The organism is Natrinema sp. DC36, assembly GCF_020405225.1.
GTDB lineage: Archaea > Halobacteriota > Halobacteria > Halobacteriales > Natrialbaceae > Natrinema.
In genome coordinates this window covers 3,536,092-3,556,714 of the sequence record NZ_CP084472.1, presented here as the reverse complement: position 1 = coordinate 3,556,714, position 20,623 = coordinate 3,536,092, and the positions used below count along the sequence as shown (strand labels likewise).

General features: G+C 65.2%; 21 protein-coding genes. 11 read left to right on the top strand and 10 right to left on the bottom strand.

Going from position 1 to position 20,623, the window contains the following annotated elements:
• Positions 1-140: 140 nt before the first annotated feature.
• From LDH74_RS18170 to LDH74_RS18160, 3 genes are all read right to left on the bottom strand, one after another.
• Entirely contained in the window at positions 141-794 is a 654-nt protein-coding gene (locus LDH74_RS18170) for an HVO_0476 family zinc finger protein (protein WP_226040089.1), read from the bottom strand.
• A 163-nt stretch (positions 795-957) separates the two neighbouring features.
• Positions 958-1,539 carry a hypothetical protein gene (locus LDH74_RS18165; RefSeq protein ID WP_226040088.1) on the bottom strand — a complete coding sequence of 194 codons (582 nt, stop codon included), beginning with the start codon at positions 1,537-1,539 and terminating at the stop codon, positions 958-960.
• Positions 1,540-1,716: 177 nt separating this feature from the next.
• Positions 1,717-2,673, bottom strand: coding sequence for an aminopeptidase (locus LDH74_RS18160; protein ID WP_226040087.1), 957 nt, complete (start codon positions 2,671-2,673; stop codon positions 1,717-1,719).
• A 249-nt stretch (positions 2,674-2,922) separates the two neighbouring features.
• Here LDH74_RS18160 and LDH74_RS18155 point away from each other — a divergent pair, with 249 nt between their 5' ends.
• Positions 2,923-3,936 carry a type II glyceraldehyde-3-phosphate dehydrogenase gene (locus tag LDH74_RS18155; RefSeq protein ID WP_226040086.1) on the top strand — a complete coding sequence of 338 codons (1,014 nt, stop codon included), beginning with the start codon at positions 2,923-2,925 and terminating at the stop codon, positions 3,934-3,936.
• 74 nt (positions 3,937-4,010) lie between these two features.
• On the top strand, positions 4,011-4,412 hold the full coding sequence (locus LDH74_RS18150) for an Hsp20/alpha crystallin family protein (protein ID WP_226040085.1): 402 nt from the start codon (positions 4,011-4,013) through the stop codon (positions 4,410-4,412).
• Positions 4,413-4,467: 55 nt separating this feature from the next.
• Here the strand turns inward: LDH74_RS18150 and LDH74_RS18145 are convergent, their stop codons facing one another.
• From LDH74_RS18145 to LDH74_RS18135, 3 genes are all read right to left on the bottom strand, one after another.
• Entirely contained in the window at positions 4,468-5,334 is an 867-nt protein-coding gene (locus tag LDH74_RS18145; RefSeq protein WP_226040084.1) for a RimK family alpha-L-glutamate ligase, read from the bottom strand.
• 328 nt (positions 5,335-5,662) lie between these two features.
• Entirely contained in the window at positions 5,663-6,193 is a 531-nt protein-coding gene (locus tag LDH74_RS18140; RefSeq protein WP_098724819.1) for a 50S ribosomal protein L16, read from the bottom strand.
• A 208-nt stretch (positions 6,194-6,401) separates the two neighbouring features.
• Positions 6,402-6,635 (bottom strand): MarR family transcriptional regulator, encoded by a 234-nt coding sequence (locus LDH74_RS18135; RefSeq protein WP_226040083.1) that lies wholly within the window; start codon positions 6,633-6,635, stop codon positions 6,402-6,404.
• A gap of 232 nt (positions 6,636-6,867) precedes the next feature.
• Between LDH74_RS18135 and LDH74_RS18130 the strand changes: the two genes are divergently transcribed.
• The 3 genes from LDH74_RS18130 to LDH74_RS18120 all read left to right on the top strand — a co-directional run bounded on the left by LDH74_RS18130 (position 6,868) and on the right by LDH74_RS18120 (position 9,955).
• The gene (locus LDH74_RS18130; protein WP_226040082.1) at positions 6,868-8,043 is read left to right on the top strand and encodes a CBS domain-containing protein; all 1,176 of its coding nucleotides are present in this window, start codon (positions 6,868-6,870) and stop codon (positions 8,041-8,043) included.
• An 80-nt stretch (positions 8,044-8,123) separates the two neighbouring features.
• A complete protein-coding gene (locus tag LDH74_RS18125) occupies positions 8,124-9,152 on the top strand; it encodes an ABC transporter ATP-binding protein (RefSeq protein ID WP_226040081.1) in 1,029 nt (342 codons plus the stop codon).
• Complete coding sequence (locus tag LDH74_RS18120; RefSeq protein WP_226040080.1) at positions 9,152-9,955, top strand: ABC transporter permease; 804 nt, start codon at positions 9,152-9,154, stop codon at positions 9,953-9,955. The genes LDH74_RS18125 and LDH74_RS18120 overlap by 1 nt, the downstream gene beginning before the upstream one ends.
• A gap of 317 nt (positions 9,956-10,272) precedes the next feature.
• Here LDH74_RS18120 and LDH74_RS18115 read toward each other — a convergent pair whose 3' ends face one another.
• Positions 10,273-10,788, bottom strand: a complete 516-nt coding sequence (locus LDH74_RS18115; protein WP_226040079.1) for a metallophosphoesterase — start codon at positions 10,786-10,788, stop codon at positions 10,273-10,275.
• Between the two features lie 157 nt (positions 10,789-10,945).
• On the opposite strand from LDH74_RS18115, the gene LDH74_RS18110 reads away from it, so the two are divergent.
• Positions 10,946-11,890, top strand: a complete 945-nt coding sequence (locus tag LDH74_RS18110) for a cation diffusion facilitator family transporter (protein ID WP_226040078.1) — start codon at positions 10,946-10,948, stop codon at positions 11,888-11,890.
• A 35-nt stretch (positions 11,891-11,925) separates the two neighbouring features.
• Here LDH74_RS18110 and LDH74_RS18105 read toward each other — a convergent pair whose 3' ends face one another.
• Complete coding sequence (locus tag LDH74_RS18105; RefSeq protein WP_226040077.1) at positions 11,926-12,345, bottom strand: hypothetical protein; 420 nt, start codon at positions 12,343-12,345, stop codon at positions 11,926-11,928.
• Positions 12,346-12,514: 169 nt separating this feature from the next.
• Between LDH74_RS18105 and LDH74_RS18100 the strand changes: the two genes are divergently transcribed.
• Positions 12,515-14,665 (top strand): ATP-dependent DNA helicase, encoded by a 2,151-nt coding sequence (locus LDH74_RS18100; protein ID WP_226042559.1) that lies wholly within the window; start codon positions 12,515-12,517, stop codon positions 14,663-14,665.
• 10 nt (positions 14,666-14,675) lie between these two features.
• Here the strand turns inward: LDH74_RS18100 and LDH74_RS18095 are convergent, their stop codons facing one another.
• Both LDH74_RS18095 and LDH74_RS18090 read right to left on the bottom strand, forming a co-directional pair.
• Positions 14,676-15,176 carry a 2'-5' RNA ligase family protein gene (locus LDH74_RS18095; RefSeq protein ID WP_226042558.1) on the bottom strand — a complete coding sequence of 167 codons (501 nt, stop codon included), beginning with the start codon at positions 15,174-15,176 and terminating at the stop codon, positions 14,676-14,678.
• 68 nt (positions 15,177-15,244) lie between these two features.
• Positions 15,245-15,439, bottom strand: coding sequence for a hypothetical protein (locus LDH74_RS18090; protein WP_226040076.1), 195 nt, complete (start codon positions 15,437-15,439; stop codon positions 15,245-15,247).
• Between the two features lie 85 nt (positions 15,440-15,524).
• Here LDH74_RS18090 and LDH74_RS18085 point away from each other — a divergent pair, with 85 nt between their 5' ends.
• The 4 genes from LDH74_RS18085 to lysW all read left to right on the top strand — a co-directional run bounded on the left by LDH74_RS18085 (position 15,525) and on the right by lysW (position 20,595).
• Positions 15,525-16,688: a hypothetical protein gene (locus LDH74_RS18085; RefSeq protein WP_226040075.1), complete on the top strand. Its 1,164-nt coding sequence runs from the start codon at positions 15,525-15,527 to the stop codon at positions 16,686-16,688.
• Between the two features lie 773 nt (positions 16,689-17,461).
• Complete coding sequence (locus LDH74_RS18080; protein ID WP_226040074.1) at positions 17,462-18,694, top strand: argininosuccinate synthase; 1,233 nt, start codon at positions 17,462-17,464, stop codon at positions 18,692-18,694.
• A 2-nt stretch (positions 18,695-18,696) separates the two neighbouring features.
• Complete coding sequence (gene argH, locus LDH74_RS18075; RefSeq protein ID WP_226040073.1) at positions 18,697-20,202, top strand: argininosuccinate lyase; 1,506 nt, start codon at positions 18,697-18,699, stop codon at positions 20,200-20,202.
• Positions 20,203-20,430: 228 nt separating this feature from the next.
• Positions 20,431-20,595, top strand: coding sequence for a lysine biosynthesis protein LysW (lysW, locus tag LDH74_RS18070; protein WP_005554620.1), 165 nt, complete (start codon positions 20,431-20,433; stop codon positions 20,593-20,595).
• Positions 20,596-20,623 lie beyond the last annotated feature (28 nt).

Below are 20,623 nucleotides of genomic sequence, written 5' to 3'. Positions count from 1 at the left end.
CGGCGTCGGATACGCGCTCGAGAACGGTAGGAAGTCGGGTGGCGAATACCGGGGGAGGTCGCGGTGGATCAGCGTGGCGCTGGGGTGTAGACAGCAGGAGAGAGGCAGCGGGCGTGGGCAGTGATCGGGATGTCGCCTGCCTACCAGGCCGACCAGGCGCTGCTCTGCTCGTCGTAGGCGTAGACACGTTTGATATCCTTTGCGAAGCCCGTATCGCCGCCCTCCTCGAAGCGGTCCCGTCGGTAGCCGTCGGCGTCGCCGCGGATGACGAAGGCGTCGATCTCGAACTCGTCGTCGCCGAAGGACTCGACTGCACCGACCTCGAACTCGTAGTCGCCAGGGACGTGGACCGTGATACTGTGGCTGTCGTCCCTCGAGCCGTCCTGCGGGTGGACCGTAACGTTGACCGCCACGTTGTCGACCTCGCGGGTCCAGACGGTCTCGATCTCCTCGGCGGGGGCCGCCTCGACTCGTTTCTGGCCGTCGAGTTCGACGCTCGTCACGCGAACGGTCGAGAGCACTTCGTCGGTCTCGAGGATGAACTCGTCGCCGACTTCGATGCGCTCGTCTTCGGGCGTCGTGACGTTCGCCGTGAACGATTCGCCGCCCTGGGAGATGACGACATCGAGGGTGACCTCCGTCTCGGTGTCGGGCTGAATCTTGTGGACGTGACTACACTCGCTGCATCGAACGGTCAGGGTACCGCCGCCCTCCGTGAGTACTTCGTGGACCGTCTCGAGGTCCGGCGAGCACGAAGGACAGGGCGTCGGAACCCGGTCCGGTATTTCGCTCATAGACAACCTAACGGCTACGCACCTAAAAGGCGATTGAACCGGTCTTCGTCACCTCTTACGCATCGACGAGCCGTCGAACCGGTCGCCCGCACCGGCTCAGTCGAGTGGTCAGGCCTGCAGAGGACGGTCCGGCTCGAGACGAGTAATCCGGCTCGAGACGACTCTAGTTCCCCTGGATCGCGTCGATGACCATCGCCGCGGCGATGATGGGTTCCTTCGGGACGCTGCTGGCGTCGTCGATGACGATGTCGTAGCGGTCGCGCAACGAGAACTGGCCGCTGATGGAGCCGACGTGTGCGCCCTCCTGATCGGAGATCTCGTACTTGTGTGGAATCCACCCGCCGAACGGGACGATATCCCGGGCCAGCGTCACCATCGCGCCGCGGGAGTTGATCTCGGCCAACTTCTCCTCGGTGGTCGCGTCGCGGATCCGCCACGTGTCCTGCAGCAGCGAGTAGTCGTTGTCCAGAACGACGACGTTCTCGCCGGTCCGGGCGTCCGAGAGCACGTAGTTCCCCGCGACGTCGATGATGCCGCCGGCTTTCACCGTGAACACCTCGTTCCCGTCGGCGTCGACGAAGGGAAACTCCTCTTTCATCTTCAGCATCTTCTGCTTGCTCCGGAGGACGACGTTCCCGTCCGCGTCGAGCGCCCTGTACTTGTTTCGGACGAGCCCCTGCTCGACCGTATAGCGGTCGTCAGTGAGCTCGATTCCCTCGATATCGTACGCTCGAGTGTCGCTCATCGGTCCCCACCTCACACTAGCCGAACTTGAAACCACTAGATACTCACATATCGACCGGAGTTCGAGCCGTCCCTGCGGACGGATCCGACTCGAGCGTGTGGCAGTCGCGCCCGAGCGCGGGATCGCGAACGGTGACCGCCGAGACCGAGCGCGGGGCCTCGAGCGTCGGTCACCCGGTCAGTCACCGTCGGCCATCGGAAGCTCGACGGGCGAGCCGTCAGCGAAGACGCTCGGCTCCCGGATGATGCCGTCGAGGTGAATCGGCGCTTCAGTGTCGCCGCCGATCCCCGCGTCGTCACCGATCGCGATGTGGACGGTACCGCCGGCCTTCTCGTCCAGGAGGACCGAGCCGACGAGGTCGGAGACGGCGACGTTGGTGCCGATTCCCAGCTCCGCGAGGTTGTACGCGGCGTCACCGACCGTCTCCGCGGCGTCCTCGACCGCCTCGCGAATATCGTCGTCCGAGATGCGGGTGACGAACCCGTCTTCGACCGCGAACGAGAGAGTCCGGCCGTCCTCGAGGAGGCCGTGGGGCATCATCGTCCCGTCGACGACGAAGGTCCCGTCGGCGGTTTCGGGGCTGATGAACACTTCGCCGGCCGGGAGGTTCGACATTTCGCCGGGATCGTGGACGATGCCGGTGTCGGCGAGCCACTCGCGGTCGCCAACGCCGAACGTGATGTCGGTGCCGGCCTCGGTCGTGACGCGGACCTCGTCGGCCCCCGCGACCTGCTCGCGGACCGCCTCACAGTGAGCCGCGATCGACTCGTAGTCGGCCGCCAGCCCCGTCGTGAAGACGTCCTCGGTGATCCCCGGAAGCGTCGCGACCCGCGCCCCGGCCTCGTTCGCGTCCGTGCGGGCGCGAGTGTGACTCAGGCTCTTGGTCGTCGGCGCGAGGACGACGTCGGCCCCGGCCATCGCCGCCGCCACCGGAGCGGGGGGCTCGCCGCCGTGGGTCTCGCCCGGCGGATAGCGGACGATCACGGCGTCGTCGGTGATCTCGCTGGCGACCTCGTAGATCGCCTCCCCGATCGGAACCCGGGCGTCGTCGGTGACGACCGCACACGACTCTCCCGCCTCGAGACCCAGACACTGGCGGACCGCCGTCTCCGCCGCGGCTCGAAGTGCTGTCATACGCGAGTGTGCGGCGAGCGGGCCGATATGTCTTGTCCTCGATCGCGCTGCGTGCGCAGGTTCTCGAACGGGCTCGGAGGCGAGCCCGGACCGCTAGATCGGGTCGGACGGACGGGGTAGACCGGCTCGAGTACCGTGCGAATCGATACCGAGATCGGCCTCGAGAGCGATCGAGAACTCCGATTCGAGTAAGAATCGGCTGCGAGTCCTCGAAACGATTATCCCGCTCGGTGGTTCACTCCCGGGTACATGCAACAGGTCGCAATCAACGGCTACGGAACGATCGGCAAGCGCGTCGCGGACGCCGTCCGGCAACAGCCCGACATGGAGGTGCTGGGCGTCGCGAAGACGCGTCCGAACTTCGAGGCCGAGACAGCGATCCAGAAGGGGTTCCCGCTCTACGCGGCGATCGAAGAGCGCGAGGAACTGTTCGCCGAGGCCGGCCTCGAGATCGCGGGTCCGGTCGAGGACCTCGTGGCCGAGGCCGACATCGTCGTCGACGCCACGCCGTCGGGAATCGGGGCCCAGAACAAGGAACTCTACGAGGAGTACGGCACGCCCGCGCTCTACCAGGGTGGCGAGGACGCCGAACTCACCGACGTGAGCTTCAACGCGCGCTCGAACTTCGAGAACGCCGTCGACGCCGATCACGTACGCGTCGTCTCCTGTAACACGACCGGCCTCTCTCGAGTCATCGCACCGCTCCGAGAGGCCTACGGCGTCGAGAAGGTCCGTGCGACGCTCGTTCGTCGCGGCGGCGACCCCGGCCAGTCCGACCGCGGCCCGATCAACGACATCCTCCCGAACCCGGTGACGATCCCCTCTCACCACGGTCCCGACGTCGAGACCATCTTCCCCGACCTCGACATCGACACGCTCGGGATGAAGGTGCCCGCGACGCTGATGCACATGCACAGCCTCAACGTCACCCTCGAGGAAGAGGTCGACGCGACCGAGGTCCGCGAGCTGTTCGCCGACGAGTCGCGTCTGTTCCTGATCCCCGAGCGGATGGACATCGACGGCAGCGGGACGCTCAAGGAGTACGCGCTGGACGCGGGCCGACCGCGCGGCGACATCTGGGAGAACTGCATCTGGGAGGAGTCGGTCTCGACCGTCGGACGCGATCTCTACCTCTTCCAGGGCATTCACCAGGAGAGCGACGTCGTGCCGGAGAACGTCGACGCGATCCGGGCCGTGACCGGCAGCGCCGACGCTGCGGAGAGCATCGAGACGACAAACGAGACGCTGGGAATCGGACTGTAAGGGACCGCCGATCCGATCCGCAATCGTATAGCGACGACAGAAAGTTTTTGCCGCCCGGTGGCTTACTGTCTGTCATGCGCCGAGACGACCGCGACGAACCCTTCGACGACCTGTTCCGCGAGATCGAGCGAATGATGAACGAGATGATGAACGGCGCGGACGCCAACGTGGATTTCAACTCCTCGAACACCGTCGACAGCGGCTTCGGTATGGACACCCACGTCGATATCCACGAGACCGACGAGGAGGTCCGCGTCGTCGCGGATCTCCCCGGCGTCGAGAAGGACAACATCGAACTCGAGTGCGACGGCAAAACGCTGACCATCTCCGCCGAGAGCGAACACCGCCAGTACGACGAACGCGTCTCGCTGCCGACCCGCGTCAACGAGCACACCGCGTCCGCGACCTACAACAACGGCATTCTCGAGGTCGTCTTCGATCGCGCCGAACAGTCGTCGGACATCAGCCTCGAGTAATCGGGCTGCTCGCGGTCGAATCGACTCGTTTTCGGTCTCTTCAGTCGCAGCGTCTTCAGTTCGCAGCGGCGCGTATCGCGTCGGCAAGCCGATCGTAGAACTCCGGTTCGTACTTCGTCTCCTCGTCGATCGTCGGTCGCGCGTTCGTCTCGTTGACTACCAGTTTCTCGCCGGTCTCGAGCAGATCGACGCCCAGGAAGGGAATCTCGAGTTCGGCCGCGACCGATTCGGCGAGGTCGCGCCACGGTTCGGGGAGGTCGATCCCGGTCGCTTCCGCGCCGCGGTGGACGTTGTGTTTCCACTGGCCCTCGCGCACCGCGTCGTCGGGGAGTCGGCGCTCGACCGCGCCGACGTACTCCCCCTCGAGCACCATCACCCGGTAATCGGTCGCGTTCGGGAGGTACTCTTGGACCAGAAACGACTGGTCGCCGGTCGCCTTGTAGTCGTGGACCAGCGAGAGGTAATCGCAGATCCCGAGAAAGGAGTCGAGATCGTGGGCTTTCGCGACGCCGACGCCCCGCGTCGTCGAGTTCGGTTTGACCACGACCGGCGGCTCGAACCGCTCGAAGACGTCGACCAGTTCGGCCTCGCCGACATCGTTGGAGACGTAGACGGAGTCCGGTACCGGAAGGGCGGCCCGCTCGAGTCGCGCCAGTACCTCGGCCTTGTTCCGCGAGGTCAACACCGTCTCGTGATCGTTGAGCCACGGGATCTCGAGCAGGGCGTCCGCGACGCCGCCCTCCATCAGCCGGCCGGGGTAGACGAAGCCGACATCGTAATCGTCGGGGTCCCACGGCGGGTCGCCGAGGGCGACCGTGCGCTCGCGTACGGGCACGTGATGTACCTGTATACCGCGCTCGGCCAGCGGTTCCTGCATCCGCCGGAACGTCTGTTTCTCGTTGGCGACCGCGAGATCGATCATAGTCGGAAGTCGGGAGTAGAGAGGTAAAAAGGTGCTCGAGACGGGATTCTCGAGAGCAAGACGCGCGGTGGCCGGGAGTGCGTCTCGAGCGAATGCGAGAGACGCACGACCCGGGGAAGGGCAGGCAGTTCACCGATACTCACCGCGAGTGAGTGCCGAAGGCACGAACGAGCGGGCCGACGACCGATGTGAACGATCGACTGCGCGGCGCGAAGCGCCGCTCAGGAGGAAGTGGACGGAGGGAGGAGTGCTTTTGATCGAAATTTTACCGAGGGACATCGCGGTCGCAGCGGTTTGCGACCGCGATAGACCGCAGAGTAAAATTTCGTTATGCGATAAGCTCTTCCTCGCCGCGCTCGATGACGATGCGACACGGCGGCGAGATCTTGTTGTAGGAGCGACGGAGCGCGTCCTTGGCGAACTCGGCGTCGTCGACGTCACACCAGATGGTGAAGATACGCTCGCCGGCGCCCATTCGGGCGGCGGTGCCGACGATCTTCCCGAACGCCTGGCGCATCCCGTCGGAGACACGGTCCGCCCCGGCACCCGTCGCCTGCTTGTTCTCCCGAATGACCTGGTGGGGGAACTTTCGCAGGATCATCTTGTAGTTGTTCTCGCCGGCGTTTTTCAGCATGTGACGGTTCGCCGAGAGGCGCGAGGCCTCGAGGCTGCCGTGACGGAGCTGGACCTCTTCTTCCGTGATGAGGCTCATCTGGACGGGGTAGTCGTCGGGATCCGCTTTGACGTCGCCCATCTTGTGCTGTGCGATCTTCGAGCCAGGGATACCAGTAATGTATTCGCGGCGCGTGTAGGCCGGCTTACTGATCTCCCGGTACATGGAGGCAGGCTTGTCTGACATGGTTGTGATTACTTAGAAAAACGGAGGCCCACCGGGCGGATAAAGGCTTCGAAGCGCCGCGTCGGACAGCGCCGCGGTCGATCACCGCGAGCGAACCGGGGGTCGTCGATACCGACGGCCGGTGTCCCGGCTGGTGACAGCGGTGTCGACTCGAGACCGGAGCGGCGTCCCCGGCGCGGTCGATCGGTCGAAACGGCGGTTTCCGAACTCAGTTCGCGACGACGTACGCCGACCCGGTCTCCTCGATCAGGCCCTGACTCGAGAGCGACGAGAGCACGCTCAGGATGGTGAGCTTCTGCATGTTCAGGAGTCGGCTCAGATCTTCGGTCGTCGCTCCGTCGGTGGCCTCGAGGGTGACGTACACGAGTTTGCTCTGTGCGGAGTCGAGTTCGGTCGGGAGCGGGCTGAGTCGGTCGGTCGATTTCGCGTCTTGCATCAGCATACTAACAGTATCCACGAACTCCTGTATAAGTCTATGGTGCAGAGGATATAGATTACCTAGTGGGTATTATTGCGACTATATCACATAGAGAAGTCGAGAAACCAGCGCGATCGGAAAACGAGCTAAGACGGATTGCTGTAACGGGCTCCCACCACGATTGCGCGACCCGTCAGCTAGTCCGACCTCGGACCCCGGCAGCGTATTTAAGTTCCCACCGCCAAAACCACTCTACATGAGGAGCTTCCGGATCGGATCCCTGTTCGGTATCCCGATCAAACTGGATCTGACGTTCCTGTTGGTGCTCCCGCTGTTCGCGTATCTCATCGGGGCACAGATCGAGGCCGTCGCCAGAATACTGAACAACGGGTTAGCGGCGGGAATCGACGTCGGAGCCATCACCGGCGGCCCGCTTCCGTGGCTGCTCGGGCTGGCCGCAGCGATCGGCCTGTTCGTCGGCGTCGTGCTCCACGAACTCGGCCACTCGCTGACCGCTCGACGATATGGGTTTCCGATCGAGTCGATCACCCTCTGGCTGTTCGGCGGCATCGCCGCCTTCTCCGAGATGCCCGAAGACTGGCGACAGGAACTCAACATCGCCGTCGCCGGACCAATCGTCAGCATTCTGGTCGGCGTCGGCTCCTACGCGCTCTTCGTCGTCACCCCCGAAAGTCTCGACGGCGCGCGGTTCGTCCTGGGCTATCTCGCCGTCCTGAACGTCGCGCTCGCCTTTTTCAACATGCTCCCCGCGTTCCCGATGGACGGCGGGCGGGTGCTGCGAGCGCTGCTCGCTCGCAGTCAACCGTACGCGCAGGCGACCCAGCAGGCCGCCAGCATCGGGAAGCTGTTCGCGGTCCTGATGGGACTGTTCGGCCTCTTTTCGGGGAACATCCTCCTCATCGGCGTCGCCTTCTTCATCTACATCGCCGCCTCGAGCGAGGCCCAGCAGGTGACGATGAAGGCGGCCTTCCAGGACGTCACCGTCGGCGACATTATGACACCCGCGGACGACCTCCACACCGTCGAGCCCGAGACGACGGTCGCGGAGTTGATCCGGCGGATGTTCACCGAGCGCCACACCGGCTATCCGGTCGTCGATACGAACGCATTCGAGGGGGAGCGACTCATCGGTCTCGTGACGCTGACCGACGCCCGCGAGATCGAACCGGTCGAGCGCGACGCCTACACCGTCGAAGACGTGATGACGACGGAGCTGAAGACGATCGGCCCCGATTCCGACGCGATGACCGCCATCGATCGAATGCGGGAGCACGATATCGGACGGCTGCTCGTGGTGGACGACGACGACCTCGTCGGACTGATCTCTCGAACCGACGTGATGACTGCGTTCGACATCGTCCAGCAAAGCGGCGCGGTCGCTCCCTCGAGTCGACCGCGGACGGCGGACTGAGGGACGTTCACAGGCCGGTTTTGGAGCGACGTGTTCCCCGAACAAACGGTTTAACCGTAGCCGGGGCTGACGCTGTACCGATGCCACCGGCCATCGAGACCGTCGATCTCGTGAAGGAGTACGGCGATCTGCGCGCCCTGCAGGAGCTATCGCTGACCGTCGAGGAGGGCGAGTTCTTCGGCTTGCTCGGCCCCAACGGGGCGGGCAAGACGACGTTCATCAACACGCTGGTCGGCCTGGTCCGCAAGACCGGCGGCGAGGCGCGCGTCTTCGGCCACGACGTCGAGGAGGACTACCGAGAGGCCCGCGACGCGATCGGCCTCGCACCGCAGGAGTTCAACGTCGACCGATTCTTCTCGATCAGAGAAGTGTTGAAACACAAGGCGGGATACCACGGCGTTCCGGACGCCGAAGCCGCCGACCGGGCCGACGAGGTTCTCAAACGCGTCGGGATTTACGACAAGCGCGACGAGCGCTTCGACTGGCTCTCCGGCGGGATGAAACGCCGACTCCTGCTCGCTCGAGCCCTTGTCACCGAGCCAGACCTGCTCATCCTGGACGAGCCGACCGCCGGCGTCGACGTCCAGCTCCGCCACGACCTCTGGGAACTCGTCACCGAACTCAACGAGGAGGGGACGACGATCCTGCTGACGACCCACTACATCGAGGAGGCCGAACGCCTCTGCGACCGCGTCGCGATCATGAACGAGGGCCGGAAGGTGACGGTCGCGACCCCGGACGAACTCAAGGCGCGCGGCACCGATACCATCGCCGTCCGCCTCGAGTCACCGCCCGCGAGCGCACCCGACCTCGGCGCGTACGCACACGAAACGACGGTCTCCGGCGACCTGCTCGAGGTCCGCGTCGACGACGGGGGCTCGACCGCGCCGCAGTTGCTCAACGATCTCGAGGCGATGGGCCACGAGATCGCCGATCTCGAGATCACCCGAACCTCGCTCGAGGAGATTTTCGTCGACCTGACCCGGAGCGAGGATCGGACGGTGACCCGATCCGGAGCCAGTGAGGGGGGCGACGATACCGGCGATGGCGAGGCGAACCCGTCGAAGACCGAACGAGATCGGGAACGAGAACAGGAGGGGGTCGCCTGATGCTGTCGGTCGGCTTCCGCGCGCTCTTCCGGCGCGAGATTCTGCGATTCGTCCGCCGGCCCAAGAACACGTTCATGCCGCCGGCGATCACGAACGTGCTCTACTTCGCCGTTTTCGGCGTCATCCTGGGCAATCGGATCGACAAGATCGCGGGCTTCGACTACATCCTCTTCATCGTGCCCGGGCTCATCGTCCTCGGTGCGATCTCGAACGCCTTCGAGAACGCCTCGTTCTCGATCTTTCACGGCAGATGGAACGAGTACATTCACGAAACGCTGACCTCGCCGCTGTCGTACGTCGAGATGGTCGTCGCCTACGTCGGTGCCAGCGCGGTGCGCGGCCTCATCGTCGGCGTCATCATCGCCGCCGTCGGGCGACTGTTCGTCCCGATCAGTTTCGAACACGGGCTCTATCTCGTCGCCACGATGGTCGTCATCACGGCGCTGTTCGCCGGCTTCGGTATCATCGGCGGCCTCGTCGCTCGAGACTTCGACGATCTGACCGTGATGAACCAGTTCATCCTCCGGCCGCTGGTGTTCTTCGGCGCCGTCTTCTACTCGCTCGAGACGTTCGACCACGCCTGGCAGGTGGGCCTCTCGCTGGTGAACCCGATGGTCTACATGGTCGACAGCGTCCGGTACGGACTGCTGGGCCACTCGGACCTGATCGGCGTCGGCATCCTGCCCGCGCCCTACACCGGCTTCGCGCCGCTGGTCTCGCTCGCGGTGCTCACTGCGGTCACCGTCCTCGTCTTGGCGCTCGACGTCTACCTGTTCACAATCGGCTACGGGCTGACCGACTGAGAGCGGCCGATCGGCGGCCCTCGAGTTCGACTTGACCAAACGACGTGCGGTGGCGCGTGCTGTGCCGCGGTTCGCGCCAGCGAACTGCGGCTCAAACGCACGCGAGGGATGAGCGAGAGAACGAAGTGAACGAGCGAATCGGCTGGGGAGGGTGTGGCGATTCCGTGTTGCCACGATAGCAGGACGCTTTGTTTCACTCAGTCATTAGCAGAGTCCGCTGTTCCATTCACACGTCTACTGTCACCGAACCCGAAACGACTCCGACGAATCGATGCCGGTGAGAGAGCCTCTACTGCCTTAAATATCGCCACGAGAAGTCACGCCGGTCGGATCTCGAGCGACTCGAGCACCGTCCCGTCCGGGTCCCGAATCGAGCCCTCGAGGCCGCCGTCATCGCGCTCCTCGAGGGTAGCGAACCCCGGCTGATTCCCGCGCGGATCGGCGTGACTACCGGGGTTCAACAGGGTGAGATCGTCGGTTTCGACGACCGTCGGCCGGTGGCTGTGCCCGAAGACGACGACGTCGGCCCCCCTCGATCGACCAAACATGGCGAGCCCCGTCTCGCCGCCGTCCCGTCGGTGCGTGACGGCGAATCGAACGCCGCCCGCCTCGACGACGCGGGCCGTCGGCAGTCGGTCACACACCGCCGGCTCGTCGGCGTTTCCGTGAACCGCGAACAGCCGGTCGCACTCGTTCTGGAACGCCTCGAGGGCTGTTTCGGTCGTAAAATCACCGGCGTGGATGACGGTATCGGCCTCGCGGGCCGCAATTAGGGCCTCGCCCTCGAGTTCGTGGCCGCGGCGGCTGTGCGTGTCCGAGAGGATCGCGATCATGGCCGTGCTTCGGTCACCGCTGACAGGTCCCTTTCGGATGCGACCGATCGGACCGTCCCGATCGCGCGCAGAGACGGTGCCACCGGACGTGGTAGCGAGGAACAACCGGCTCTAGAACGGCTTACACTTTTGGGGGACCCTCCCGTAGTCGTCGCCGATGGCCAGTAGCACCTCCGTCGTGCTCGCCGCACTGTTCGCGAACGGCGCGATCGCGATTCTGAAGTTCGGCGGATATCTGTTGACCGGGAGTCCCGCGATGCTATCGGAGACGTATCACTCGATCTCGGACACGGGCAACCAGATCTTCCTGCTGGTCGGAATCAAGTACGGCGCGCAGGAAGCCAATCGGTCCCATCCGTTCGGCCACGGCAAAGCGCAGTTCTTCTACAGCCTGCTCGTCAGCGTCATGCTCTTCGGTATCGCCGGCTGGGAGAGCGCCAGACACGGCTACAGCGCGCTGCAGGAGGGCGGCGTCCACCGGGCCAGCGAGGACGTTACGCTGCTCGGAACGCAGATCGACCCGATCTTCGTCAACTACGCCGTGTTGATCGGGGCAATCGCCTTCGAGTCCTACGCGCTCTGGAAGGCTTATCAGGGAATGAGCCGCCAGATGGACGAGTACGGCTGGTCGAGCTTCCGCGAGGCGTTCAGCAAGACCAGCGACGTGACGACGCTGACCGCGCTCACCGAGGACTCCATCGCGCTCGCCGGCGCGGGGATCGCCCTCTTCGGGATCTACCTCGCTCGAGCCACCGGCAATCCGATGTACGACGCCGGCGCGGCGCTCGTCATCGGGATCATGCTCATGGGCTTTGCCGTCGCGCTGGCCTGGGAGAACAAGCGACTCATCATCGGCGAGAGCCTCTCGGAAGACGCCGAGGATGACCTCCGGCGGATCATCGCCGATTGGGAGGGCGTGACCGAACTGGTCGACCTCCGGACGGTCTACTTCGGTGCCGAGGAACTGCTCGTCACCGCCGACGTCGCGTTCGAGCCCGATCTGGACGCCGAGACGATCAACGAGCGCATCACGGAGATCGAACTCGCACTGATGGATCACGACGGTCAGGTGCAGAAAGTCTACATCGAACCCGAAACCTGACCGGAACCCGAGCGCTCGTCGTTTTTCCGGTCGCGCTATCCAGTCGGTTCAGCGTTCGCCTCGTCTCTATCGTCGTAGCCCGCCACCACCGTCGAACCCGGCGGCCGGTCGTTCAACACCGCCGTCACCGTCGTCTCCTCCAAGTCCACCGTCGCCTCGAGTGGCTCCCACCCGTCCGCCGTTTCGACGGCGACCGCGACGTCGGTCGGACTCGCGCCGGGTGGCAGTCTCGAGGGGTCGTAGACGAGCGCGATTCGGACGGCTTCGACCGCCTTCAGTTCGTCGAGCGCCACGAGATCGACGGGATCGGCAAGCGCGTCCACCGGCGGCTCGCGGCCGCTCTTCGCGAGGTCGAACTCGTCGGGAACGACGCCCGCGACGACGGCGACGCGGGCACCCGCACTGTCGAGCGTGTAGTCGTTGACGCTGCTGGCATCGTATCCGGGAATCGCCATACCGGAGGCAGGCACTCGAGACACATGTCCCTGTACCGCGCGTTCGCCGGCCGGTGGTCGCGCGAGCTGCACGCGGTCGCCAAGAATAGTTTAAAGGGGCCGACCGAATCGAGACGAATCCTTTTATCGCAGCGCGAACCTATCACGTACTGTGTCCGAGACCGGGTACATGCGCTTTTTCCCGTACGATCGGCCGTACGAGAATCAGCGCGAGGCGATGGACCGCATCCACAACACCCTGGGGCGGGGGCAAAACGTCCTCTTCGAGGGTGCCTGCGGGACCGGCAAGACCCTCTCGTCGCTCGTTCCGGCCCTCGAAGTGGCCCGCGAGCAGGATAAGACGGTCGTCATCACGACGAACGTCCACCAGCAGATGCGCCAGTTCGTCGCCGAAGCCCGCGCGATCACGCGCGAAGAGCAGATTCGAGCAGTCGTTTTCAAGGGAAAATCGTCGATGTGCCACATCGACGTCGGCTACGAGGAGTGTCAGGCCCTGCGGGACAACACCCGCGCCGTCGTCGACGCCGAACGCGACCGCGAGCAACTCGAGCGCCGGCAGCGCGAACTGCTCGCCGAGAGCCAGGACGGCGACGGGTCGGCGGCCGACGCCCGCAGCGCCGTCATGGACGAACTCGAGGACATCGAGGAGCGACTCGAGGATCTCGAGGACCAGAACGTCTGTGACTACTACCGGAACAACCTGACCGAGGATACGGACGACTTCTTCGGCTGGCTCTTCGAGGACGTTCGCACGCCCGACGAGATTTACGAACACGCCGAAGGGCAGCAGTTCTGCGGCTACGAGCTGCTGAAAGAGGGGATCGAGGGCGTCGATCTGGTCGTCTGTAACTACCACCACCTGCTGGATTCGACCATTCGCGAGCAGTTCTTCCGGTGGTTGGGCCGCGACCCCGAGGACGTGATCGCCGTCTTCGACGAGGCGCACAACGTCGAGGACGCCGCCCGCGAGCACGCGACCCGGACCTGCTCCGAGCGGACCTTCGACTCGGCGCTGGATGAGTTGGCCGACGCCGACGACCCACGCTCGGAAGACGCCGCCAACGTCCTCTCGGCGTTTCACCGCGCGCTCGTCGAGACCTACGAGGACTCCTTCGGCTTCGGCGACCGCGAGGGGATCGGCGAGAACTGGGAAGACGTCCCCATCGCCAACGAGGACCGGAAGGACGATCTCACGCTCGAGTTCCTCCAGCGCTACTCCGGGCGGGGAATCGACGACGACCTCGAGGCCGCGATGAAACTCGGCCAGGAACTGGACGAACAGTACGAGGAGGCCTACCGCGAGGGCGAGACGGCCACGCGGACGGAGTGTCAGACGCTGGGGGCCGCGGCCTTCGTCAGCGCGTGGATGTCGGAGAGTTCGACGCAGGGGCTCTACCCGGTCGTTTCCGTCACCCGCGACGCCGGCACGGACGAGGTCTACGGCCGGGCGGAACTGTACTCCTGTCTCCCGCGGCAGGTGACCGGCCAACTGTTCGACGAGATCCACGCGACCGTCCTGATGAGCGCGACCCTCCAGCCGTTCGACGTCACCGAGAACGTGCTGGGCCTCGAGGACGCGGTGACGATGGCCTACGGGCTGCAGTTCCCCGAGAAGAACCGTCGAACGTACGCCGTCGAGACGCCGCCGCTGTTCTCCTCGGATCGCGACGACCCCGCGGTTCAGGAGACGGTGACGGAGACGATCCACGACGCCATCCGGATGACGCCCGGCAACACGCTCGCCTTCTTCCCCAACTACGGCGAGGCAGGGCGATACGCCGACCGGCTCGAGCGCCGCAGCGATCGGACGGTCTACCTGGACGAGCCCGGCGAGTCCGTCGAGGCGCTCCGCACGCAGTTCGTCGCGAACGACGACGGGGTGCTCTGTACCTCGCTGTGGGGCACCCTCGCGGAGGGGGTGAGCTTCGACGGCGACGACGCCAACACGGTGCTGGTCGTCGGCGTTCCCTACCCGCATCTGGACGATCGCGCCGAGGCGGTTCAGGAGGCCTACGACGTGGCCTTCGACGGCACCGATACGGGCTGGCGCTACGCCGTCGAGATTCCGACGGTCCGCAAGACCAGACAGGCGCTCGGCCGGGTCATTCGATCGCCCGAGGAGGTCGGCGTCCGCGCGCTGCTCGATCGGCGCTACTCGCGCTCGGCGAAGTCGGATCTTGGCAAGTACAGCGTCAACGGAACCTTCCCGCACGAGGAACGCGAGGAACTGATCGACATCGGCCCGGACAAGCTCAAGTTCGCGATGCGAAACTTCTACGGCGACCACGAGGCGTACGACGGCGAGCCGCCGGCACCCTGACCGACTCGAGTCAGGCGGGAAGCGAGATCCGACTCACCGGCAGCTTGTAGGTTCCGTCCCAGAACTCGAGTCCGCTGACTGTCCACCGGATCGGGTCGATCTCGCGGTCGGCCAACCGCTGTGCGGTCTCGAGGTCGCCGCCGCGGGCGAGCGTCACGTGCGGGACGTAATCCCTCCCTTCGAGTCCGTCGACCGTCTCGAAAGCCTCGGTGAGGTCGGCGTGAATGGTCTCGAGGCCGGGACTCTCGACGGCCAGATAGACGACCGGTGCCGACCCCAGCGGCGGGTCCGCGAAGTAGTCGATGGCCGTGATTTCGGCTTCGACTGCGGGGGCACCCTCGAGCGTGCGGTGGGCGCGGTGCTGGAGCTGGGCGACGTGGTCGGCCTCGCCGAGGCGCTTGAGGAGACACGAGTGGTCCTCGCGGATGGTCTCGAATCCGACGAGGTCCGGGTGGAGCCGGTTCGCGAGCTGGCGGACGCGACCGGGAACCGGAACGTTGACGCTGTACACTTCGGTGGATAGTAGGCCGGTGTGGCTATCAGTCTGATGGTCTCGCAAGCGACCGTCGCGTCGCCGGTTTAGATTCGATCGAGCAACCAGAGGACGATCAGGACCGCGATCCCGAGCTGAACGAGTATAAAGAACGGACCGAGCAGCCCTGCGATACTACCGATCACCGCCCCGAGAATCTCGAGGACGAGCAAAACGGCGATCAGTCCGAGGACGATCTTCAGGAGCGTTTCGACCTCGAGTTCACCGCGTGAGTCGATCATACACTCACGTTCGGCTGACTGTGTGAAAAACCATCGCTCCCGCGGTCGGAAAGACCTATTTAGACGGCCACGGCATGTTCCCATAATGGACGTGAGGGGGCTACGAGCCCTGATTTGCGTGCTCGTGGTGGTCGCGTGTTCGCTCGCGCTCGTCTCGGTGCCGTTCGCTGTGGCGGCTGACACCGGGGCACAACGAGCGGCGCTACAGGACGGACCGGACGGCACCGAGACGGACTCGAACGAGAGCGTGCAACTCGAGGACGCCGATCGGATCCATATCGACGTTTTCATCGCCGAAAACGGCTCCGCGCGGGTGATCGCCGACTACCAGTTCGATCTCTACGGCGAGAACAATTCGACGGCGGATTGGGAGACGCTGAACGAGAGTGTCTCGAACGACACGGAGCGGTACGTCGAGGAGGAGCGAGACAGTTGGAACGACACCCTCGAGAAGGGACAGAACCGGACGAACCGGGAGATGAACATTTCGGGCCTGTCCGTTACCACTGAGGAGGACGCTCAACCGCGGGAGATCGGCCACGTGAAAGTCTCCTTCGAGTGGTCGGACTTCGCGCTCGTCGAGATTAACCGGATCAAGGCGGGTACCGCACTGTCCGGATTCACGCTGGATGACGGAACGACGTTGCAGTTCCACTGGCCGGACGAGTACACCGTCTACGAGAGCGAGGGCGAACCCCAGATCGACCCGTCACCGAGCGAGCCGGCGGAGGGATCCGTCTCGTGGCAGGGTGACTCGTTCACCGACGACCAACCCCGGGTCGTACTCGCCAAGAACAGCGACTCGAACTCGAGCGCGGAGCAGCCCCCGTCCGACGAGGGACCGGCGATGCCGTGGGTGATCGTCCTCCTCGCGCTGGCGCTGCTGGCGACCGTCGGCGTCGTTGGCTGGCTGGTCGGGCGAAACAGCCCCGGCGGTGAAGGGACCGACGCCGGCTCCGACAAGGCGTGGCGAACCGACGGCTCGACCGATGTCGACTCGAGTCCGTCCGACGATGGCTCGCCGGACGGGCCCCCGCCGGAACTACTGAGTAACGAGGAGCGGGTCCTGCTCCTGCTCGAGCGACGCGGCGGCCGGGTGAAACAACAGGAGGTCGTCTCGGAACTGGAGTGGACCGAGGCCAAGACGAGCCAGGTCGTCGGCGACCTGCGCGAGGACGACGAGATCGACGTGTTCCGGATCGGCCGGGAGAACGTGCTTGCGCTGCCCGAAGACGAGTCGGGTCGGTAGCCGCCGCATCTATCGTCTTCTCGCTCTCTCGAGGAGACCGCTGCCTCACTCCGGACCCGATCAACCGGCATGCGGTGGCGCGCGCTGTGCCGCGGTGAACTGCGAGGCCTGAACGAAGTGACGGCCTCGATGGTGTGAGCGGTGTCCGGAGGGAGCCGCGAACCACCGTAAACCGCGGCACGACGCTGCGCGAGGGATGAGTGAGCGACCGAAGGGAGCGAGCGTTAGCGCGGAACCGGAGGTTCCGCGAACCATGCGAACGGGCGCTTCGCGCCCGTGAGCAGAAATCGGCTGGGGAGGGCGTGGCGATTCCCTGCTGCCACGGTAGCAGGACACTCTACTCTGCAATTAACACCCCCACAAACCGGTCGTTCCGTCCACAACGATACTGATCCCAGTCGTTGGTCTCGCGAGCGTGACAGCTGTTTTCCCATTTTATCTAACGTCATTTCCCGCTTCGAGATCGGCCGCGTGTCGTGGTACTGACCGGTGGGAGCGCGATGTAGTAGGATTTAAGGCTGTGGATCTACAGTGTTCGACCGATGAGCCACTCCGTCGGCACGACGTTCGCCGTTCTCGGTACCGACGGGACCCTCGCTCGGCGGCGACCGCGACGGGCCCTTTGAGCCCACTCTTTATTTCACCCCACGTCCCCGGATCGTTCCACCGTTCCCGAAACTGCAGAATTTTCGGTTAGCAGCGCCTCTCTCATTTATTTTCGGAATTGAAACCAACGGGCTTAAGTCCGTCCTGTGGGTTTACTCGAGTACGATATGACACGCGTGGCACTTGCGTTTTCGGGCGGCCTGGACACGACTGTCTGTGTCCCGCTGCTCGAGGAAGAATACGGATACGACGACGTGATCGGCGTCACGGTCGACGTCGGCCAGCCGGCCGAAGAGTTCGACGAAGCCGAAGAAACCGCCGAAGCGCTCGGCCTGGACCATTACGTCGTCGACGCGCGAGAGGAATTCGCGCAACTCTGTCTCGAGAGCGTTCGCGCGAACGCGACCTATCAGGGCTACCCGCTGGGAACGGCGCTCGCCCGTCCGGTGATCGCGGAGGCGATCCTCGAGGTCGCGGAGGAACAGAACTGTACCGGCATCGCCCACGGCTGTACGGGCAAGGGCAACGACCAACTCCGCTTCGAGGCCGTCTGGCGCAGTTCGGACCTCGAAGTCATCGCCCCCGTTCGCGAACTCGGACTCACCCGCGAGTGGGAGCAGGAGTACGCTGCGGAGCGAGACCTGCCCGTCGAGGGCGGCAGCGGCGGCGACTGGTCGATCGACACCAACATCTGGAGCCGCTCCGTCGAGGGCGACGACCTCGAGGACCCCAACTACGTCCCGCCGCGGGACATCTACGAGTGGACCGACGAGCCCGGTAGCGAGACCGAGGAGATCGAGATCACCTTCGAGGAAGGCTACCCCGTCGCCGTCGATGGCGAGGAACACGAGCCGGTCGCACTCATCGAGTCCCTGAACGAACTCGCCGGGAGCTACGGCGTCGGACGCACGGACACGATGGAAGACCGCATGCTCGGGTTAAAGGTTCGCGAGAACTACGAGCACCCGGCCGCGACGACGCTGCTCAACGCCCACGAGGCCCTCGAGGGGCTCGTCCTCACGCAGGAGGAGCGTCAGTTCAAGAACCAGATCGACCAGCAGTGGTCCCAGAAAGGCTACGAGGGCCTGATCGACGCACCGCTCGTGAGCGCGCTCGAGGGCTTCATCGCGGAGACGCAAAAGCGCGTCACCGGTACCGTCACGATCCGCTTCGAGGGTGGACAGGCCCGGCCTGTCGCCCGCGACAGCAAGTTCGCGGCCTACTCGGCCGAGCACGCCTCCTTCGACACGGAGACGGTCGGCAAGATCAAACAGGAGGACGCCACCGGCGTCGCGAAGTACCACGGCTTCCAGCGCCGCCTCGCGAACGAGGCGATCGCCGCGAACGCGGCCGACGAGGAAGTCGAACTCGCGACCGACGGGAGCGGAGACGACGAGTAATCATGACCGAGGAGAGCGCTCACGACGGGTCCGAATTCGAGTCGGACGTCGCTACCGACGGCGGTTCCGACGACGAGGGGGTCGTCCGCCGGGACCGCTTCAGCGGCGGCCCCGCCCGGAGCTTCCTCTCCTCGCTCGCGGCGGACGAACGCATTTTCGCGGCCGACCTCGAGGTCGACCGCGCGCATACAGTCATGCTCGCCGAGCAGGGAATTATCGGAGACGACGTGGCCGGTCAGATCCTGACCGCGATCGACGCGATCGAGGTCGACGGCCACGACTCATTGCCCGACGGCGAGGACGTCCACGAGGCCATCGAGACCGCCGTCATCGAACGCATCGGTGCGGACGGCGGGAAGATGCACACCGCGCGCTCGCGCAACGACGAGGTCGCGACCTGCATCCGCTATCGCCTGCGCGAGGACGTCCTCGAGGCGATCGAGACGACGCTGGCGCTGCGCGAGTCGCTGGTCGAGGTCGCCGAGGCGCACACTGAGACGATCATGCCCGGCTACACCCACCTTCAGCCCGCCCAGCCGACCACGATGGCCCACTGGGCGCTGGCCTACGAGGGAGCCATCCGCCGCGACACCGAACGCTTGCTCGAGGCCTACGGCCGAATAAACGAGTCGCCCCTCGGTGGAGCCGCGTTCGCGGGGACGACGTTCGATATCGACCGCGAGCGCGTCGCCGACTTGCTCGGCTTCGAGCGCGTCGTCGAGAACTCGATGGACGCCGCCTCGAGCCGGGACTTCCTGCTCGAGACGGTGCAGGCGCTGTCGACGCACGCGACGACGCTGTCGGGGCTCGCGGAGGACGTGATCATCTTCGCAAACCGCGGCTTCGTCGATCTGGCGGACGACTACTCCTCGACGTCGTCGATCATGCCCCAGAAGAAGAACCCGGACACGCTGGAACTGGTCCGCGCGGTTGCGGGCGACGCGGCCGGCGGCGTCCAGGGACTGACGACGACGCTGAAGGGGCTGCCCCGCGCGTACAATCGCGATCTGCAGCGGGCGACGCCACACGCGTGGGAGACCGTCGACGCCGTGACGGAAGCCAGCGAGGTTGCGGCTGGTGCGGTTGCCACCGCCGACTGGAACGAGGAGACCCTCGCGGCGGCGGCCGGCGAGGGCTTTTCGACGGCGACGGGCGTCGCGGATCTGCTCGCGGCGAACGGGTTACCGTTCCGGACCGCACACGAACTGGTCGCCATCGCCGCCGAACGCGGGGCCGATTACGACGCCCTCGAGGCCGCCGCGCAGGAGGTGCTCGGCGAGTCGCTCGAGGCCCACGTCGACCCCGAGGCGGTCGTGAACGCGCTCGATCCGGCCGAAAGCGTCGCGAGCCGCGACTCGCAGGGCGGTCCCGCGCCCGAAGCGGTCGCTCCCCAGCTCGAGTCGGCCCGCGAGGCGCTCGCGACCGACGAGGAGACCCTCGCGGACGCGAGCGACGCGCTCGAGGCGGCCCGCGGGGCGCTCCGTTCGGAGGTGAACGGCTATGTCTGAGGCGTTCACTCGAGCGGGACGGGCCGGTCGACCCGCGAAATCGCGGGCCGTCGCTCGACCGGTTCGGCGACGGTCCCCGCGAGGGGACGAATTAACTGCTTGATGATATGTCAAAGTAGACCTGCGGTGAAGTAGCCCCCACGGACCGGTAGAGTGGCGTGCAGTTAATATAATTTTGCTGTTAAGTTCGAAGGCTTTAAGGGATCCCGGCCCCCACGTGCGAGTACAATGACCGAATGCGTCGAGTGTGGGGCCGAGGTGTCCCTGCACGACGATCTGGAAGTCGGAGAGATTGTCGACTGTACGACCTGTGGAGCCGAGCTTGAAGTCGTCGATACGGAGCCGCCAGTCCTCGAGCGGGCCCCCGAGCTCGAAGAGGACTGGGGTGAGTGACCTTGCAGACGGGCGCGATTTCACCGTC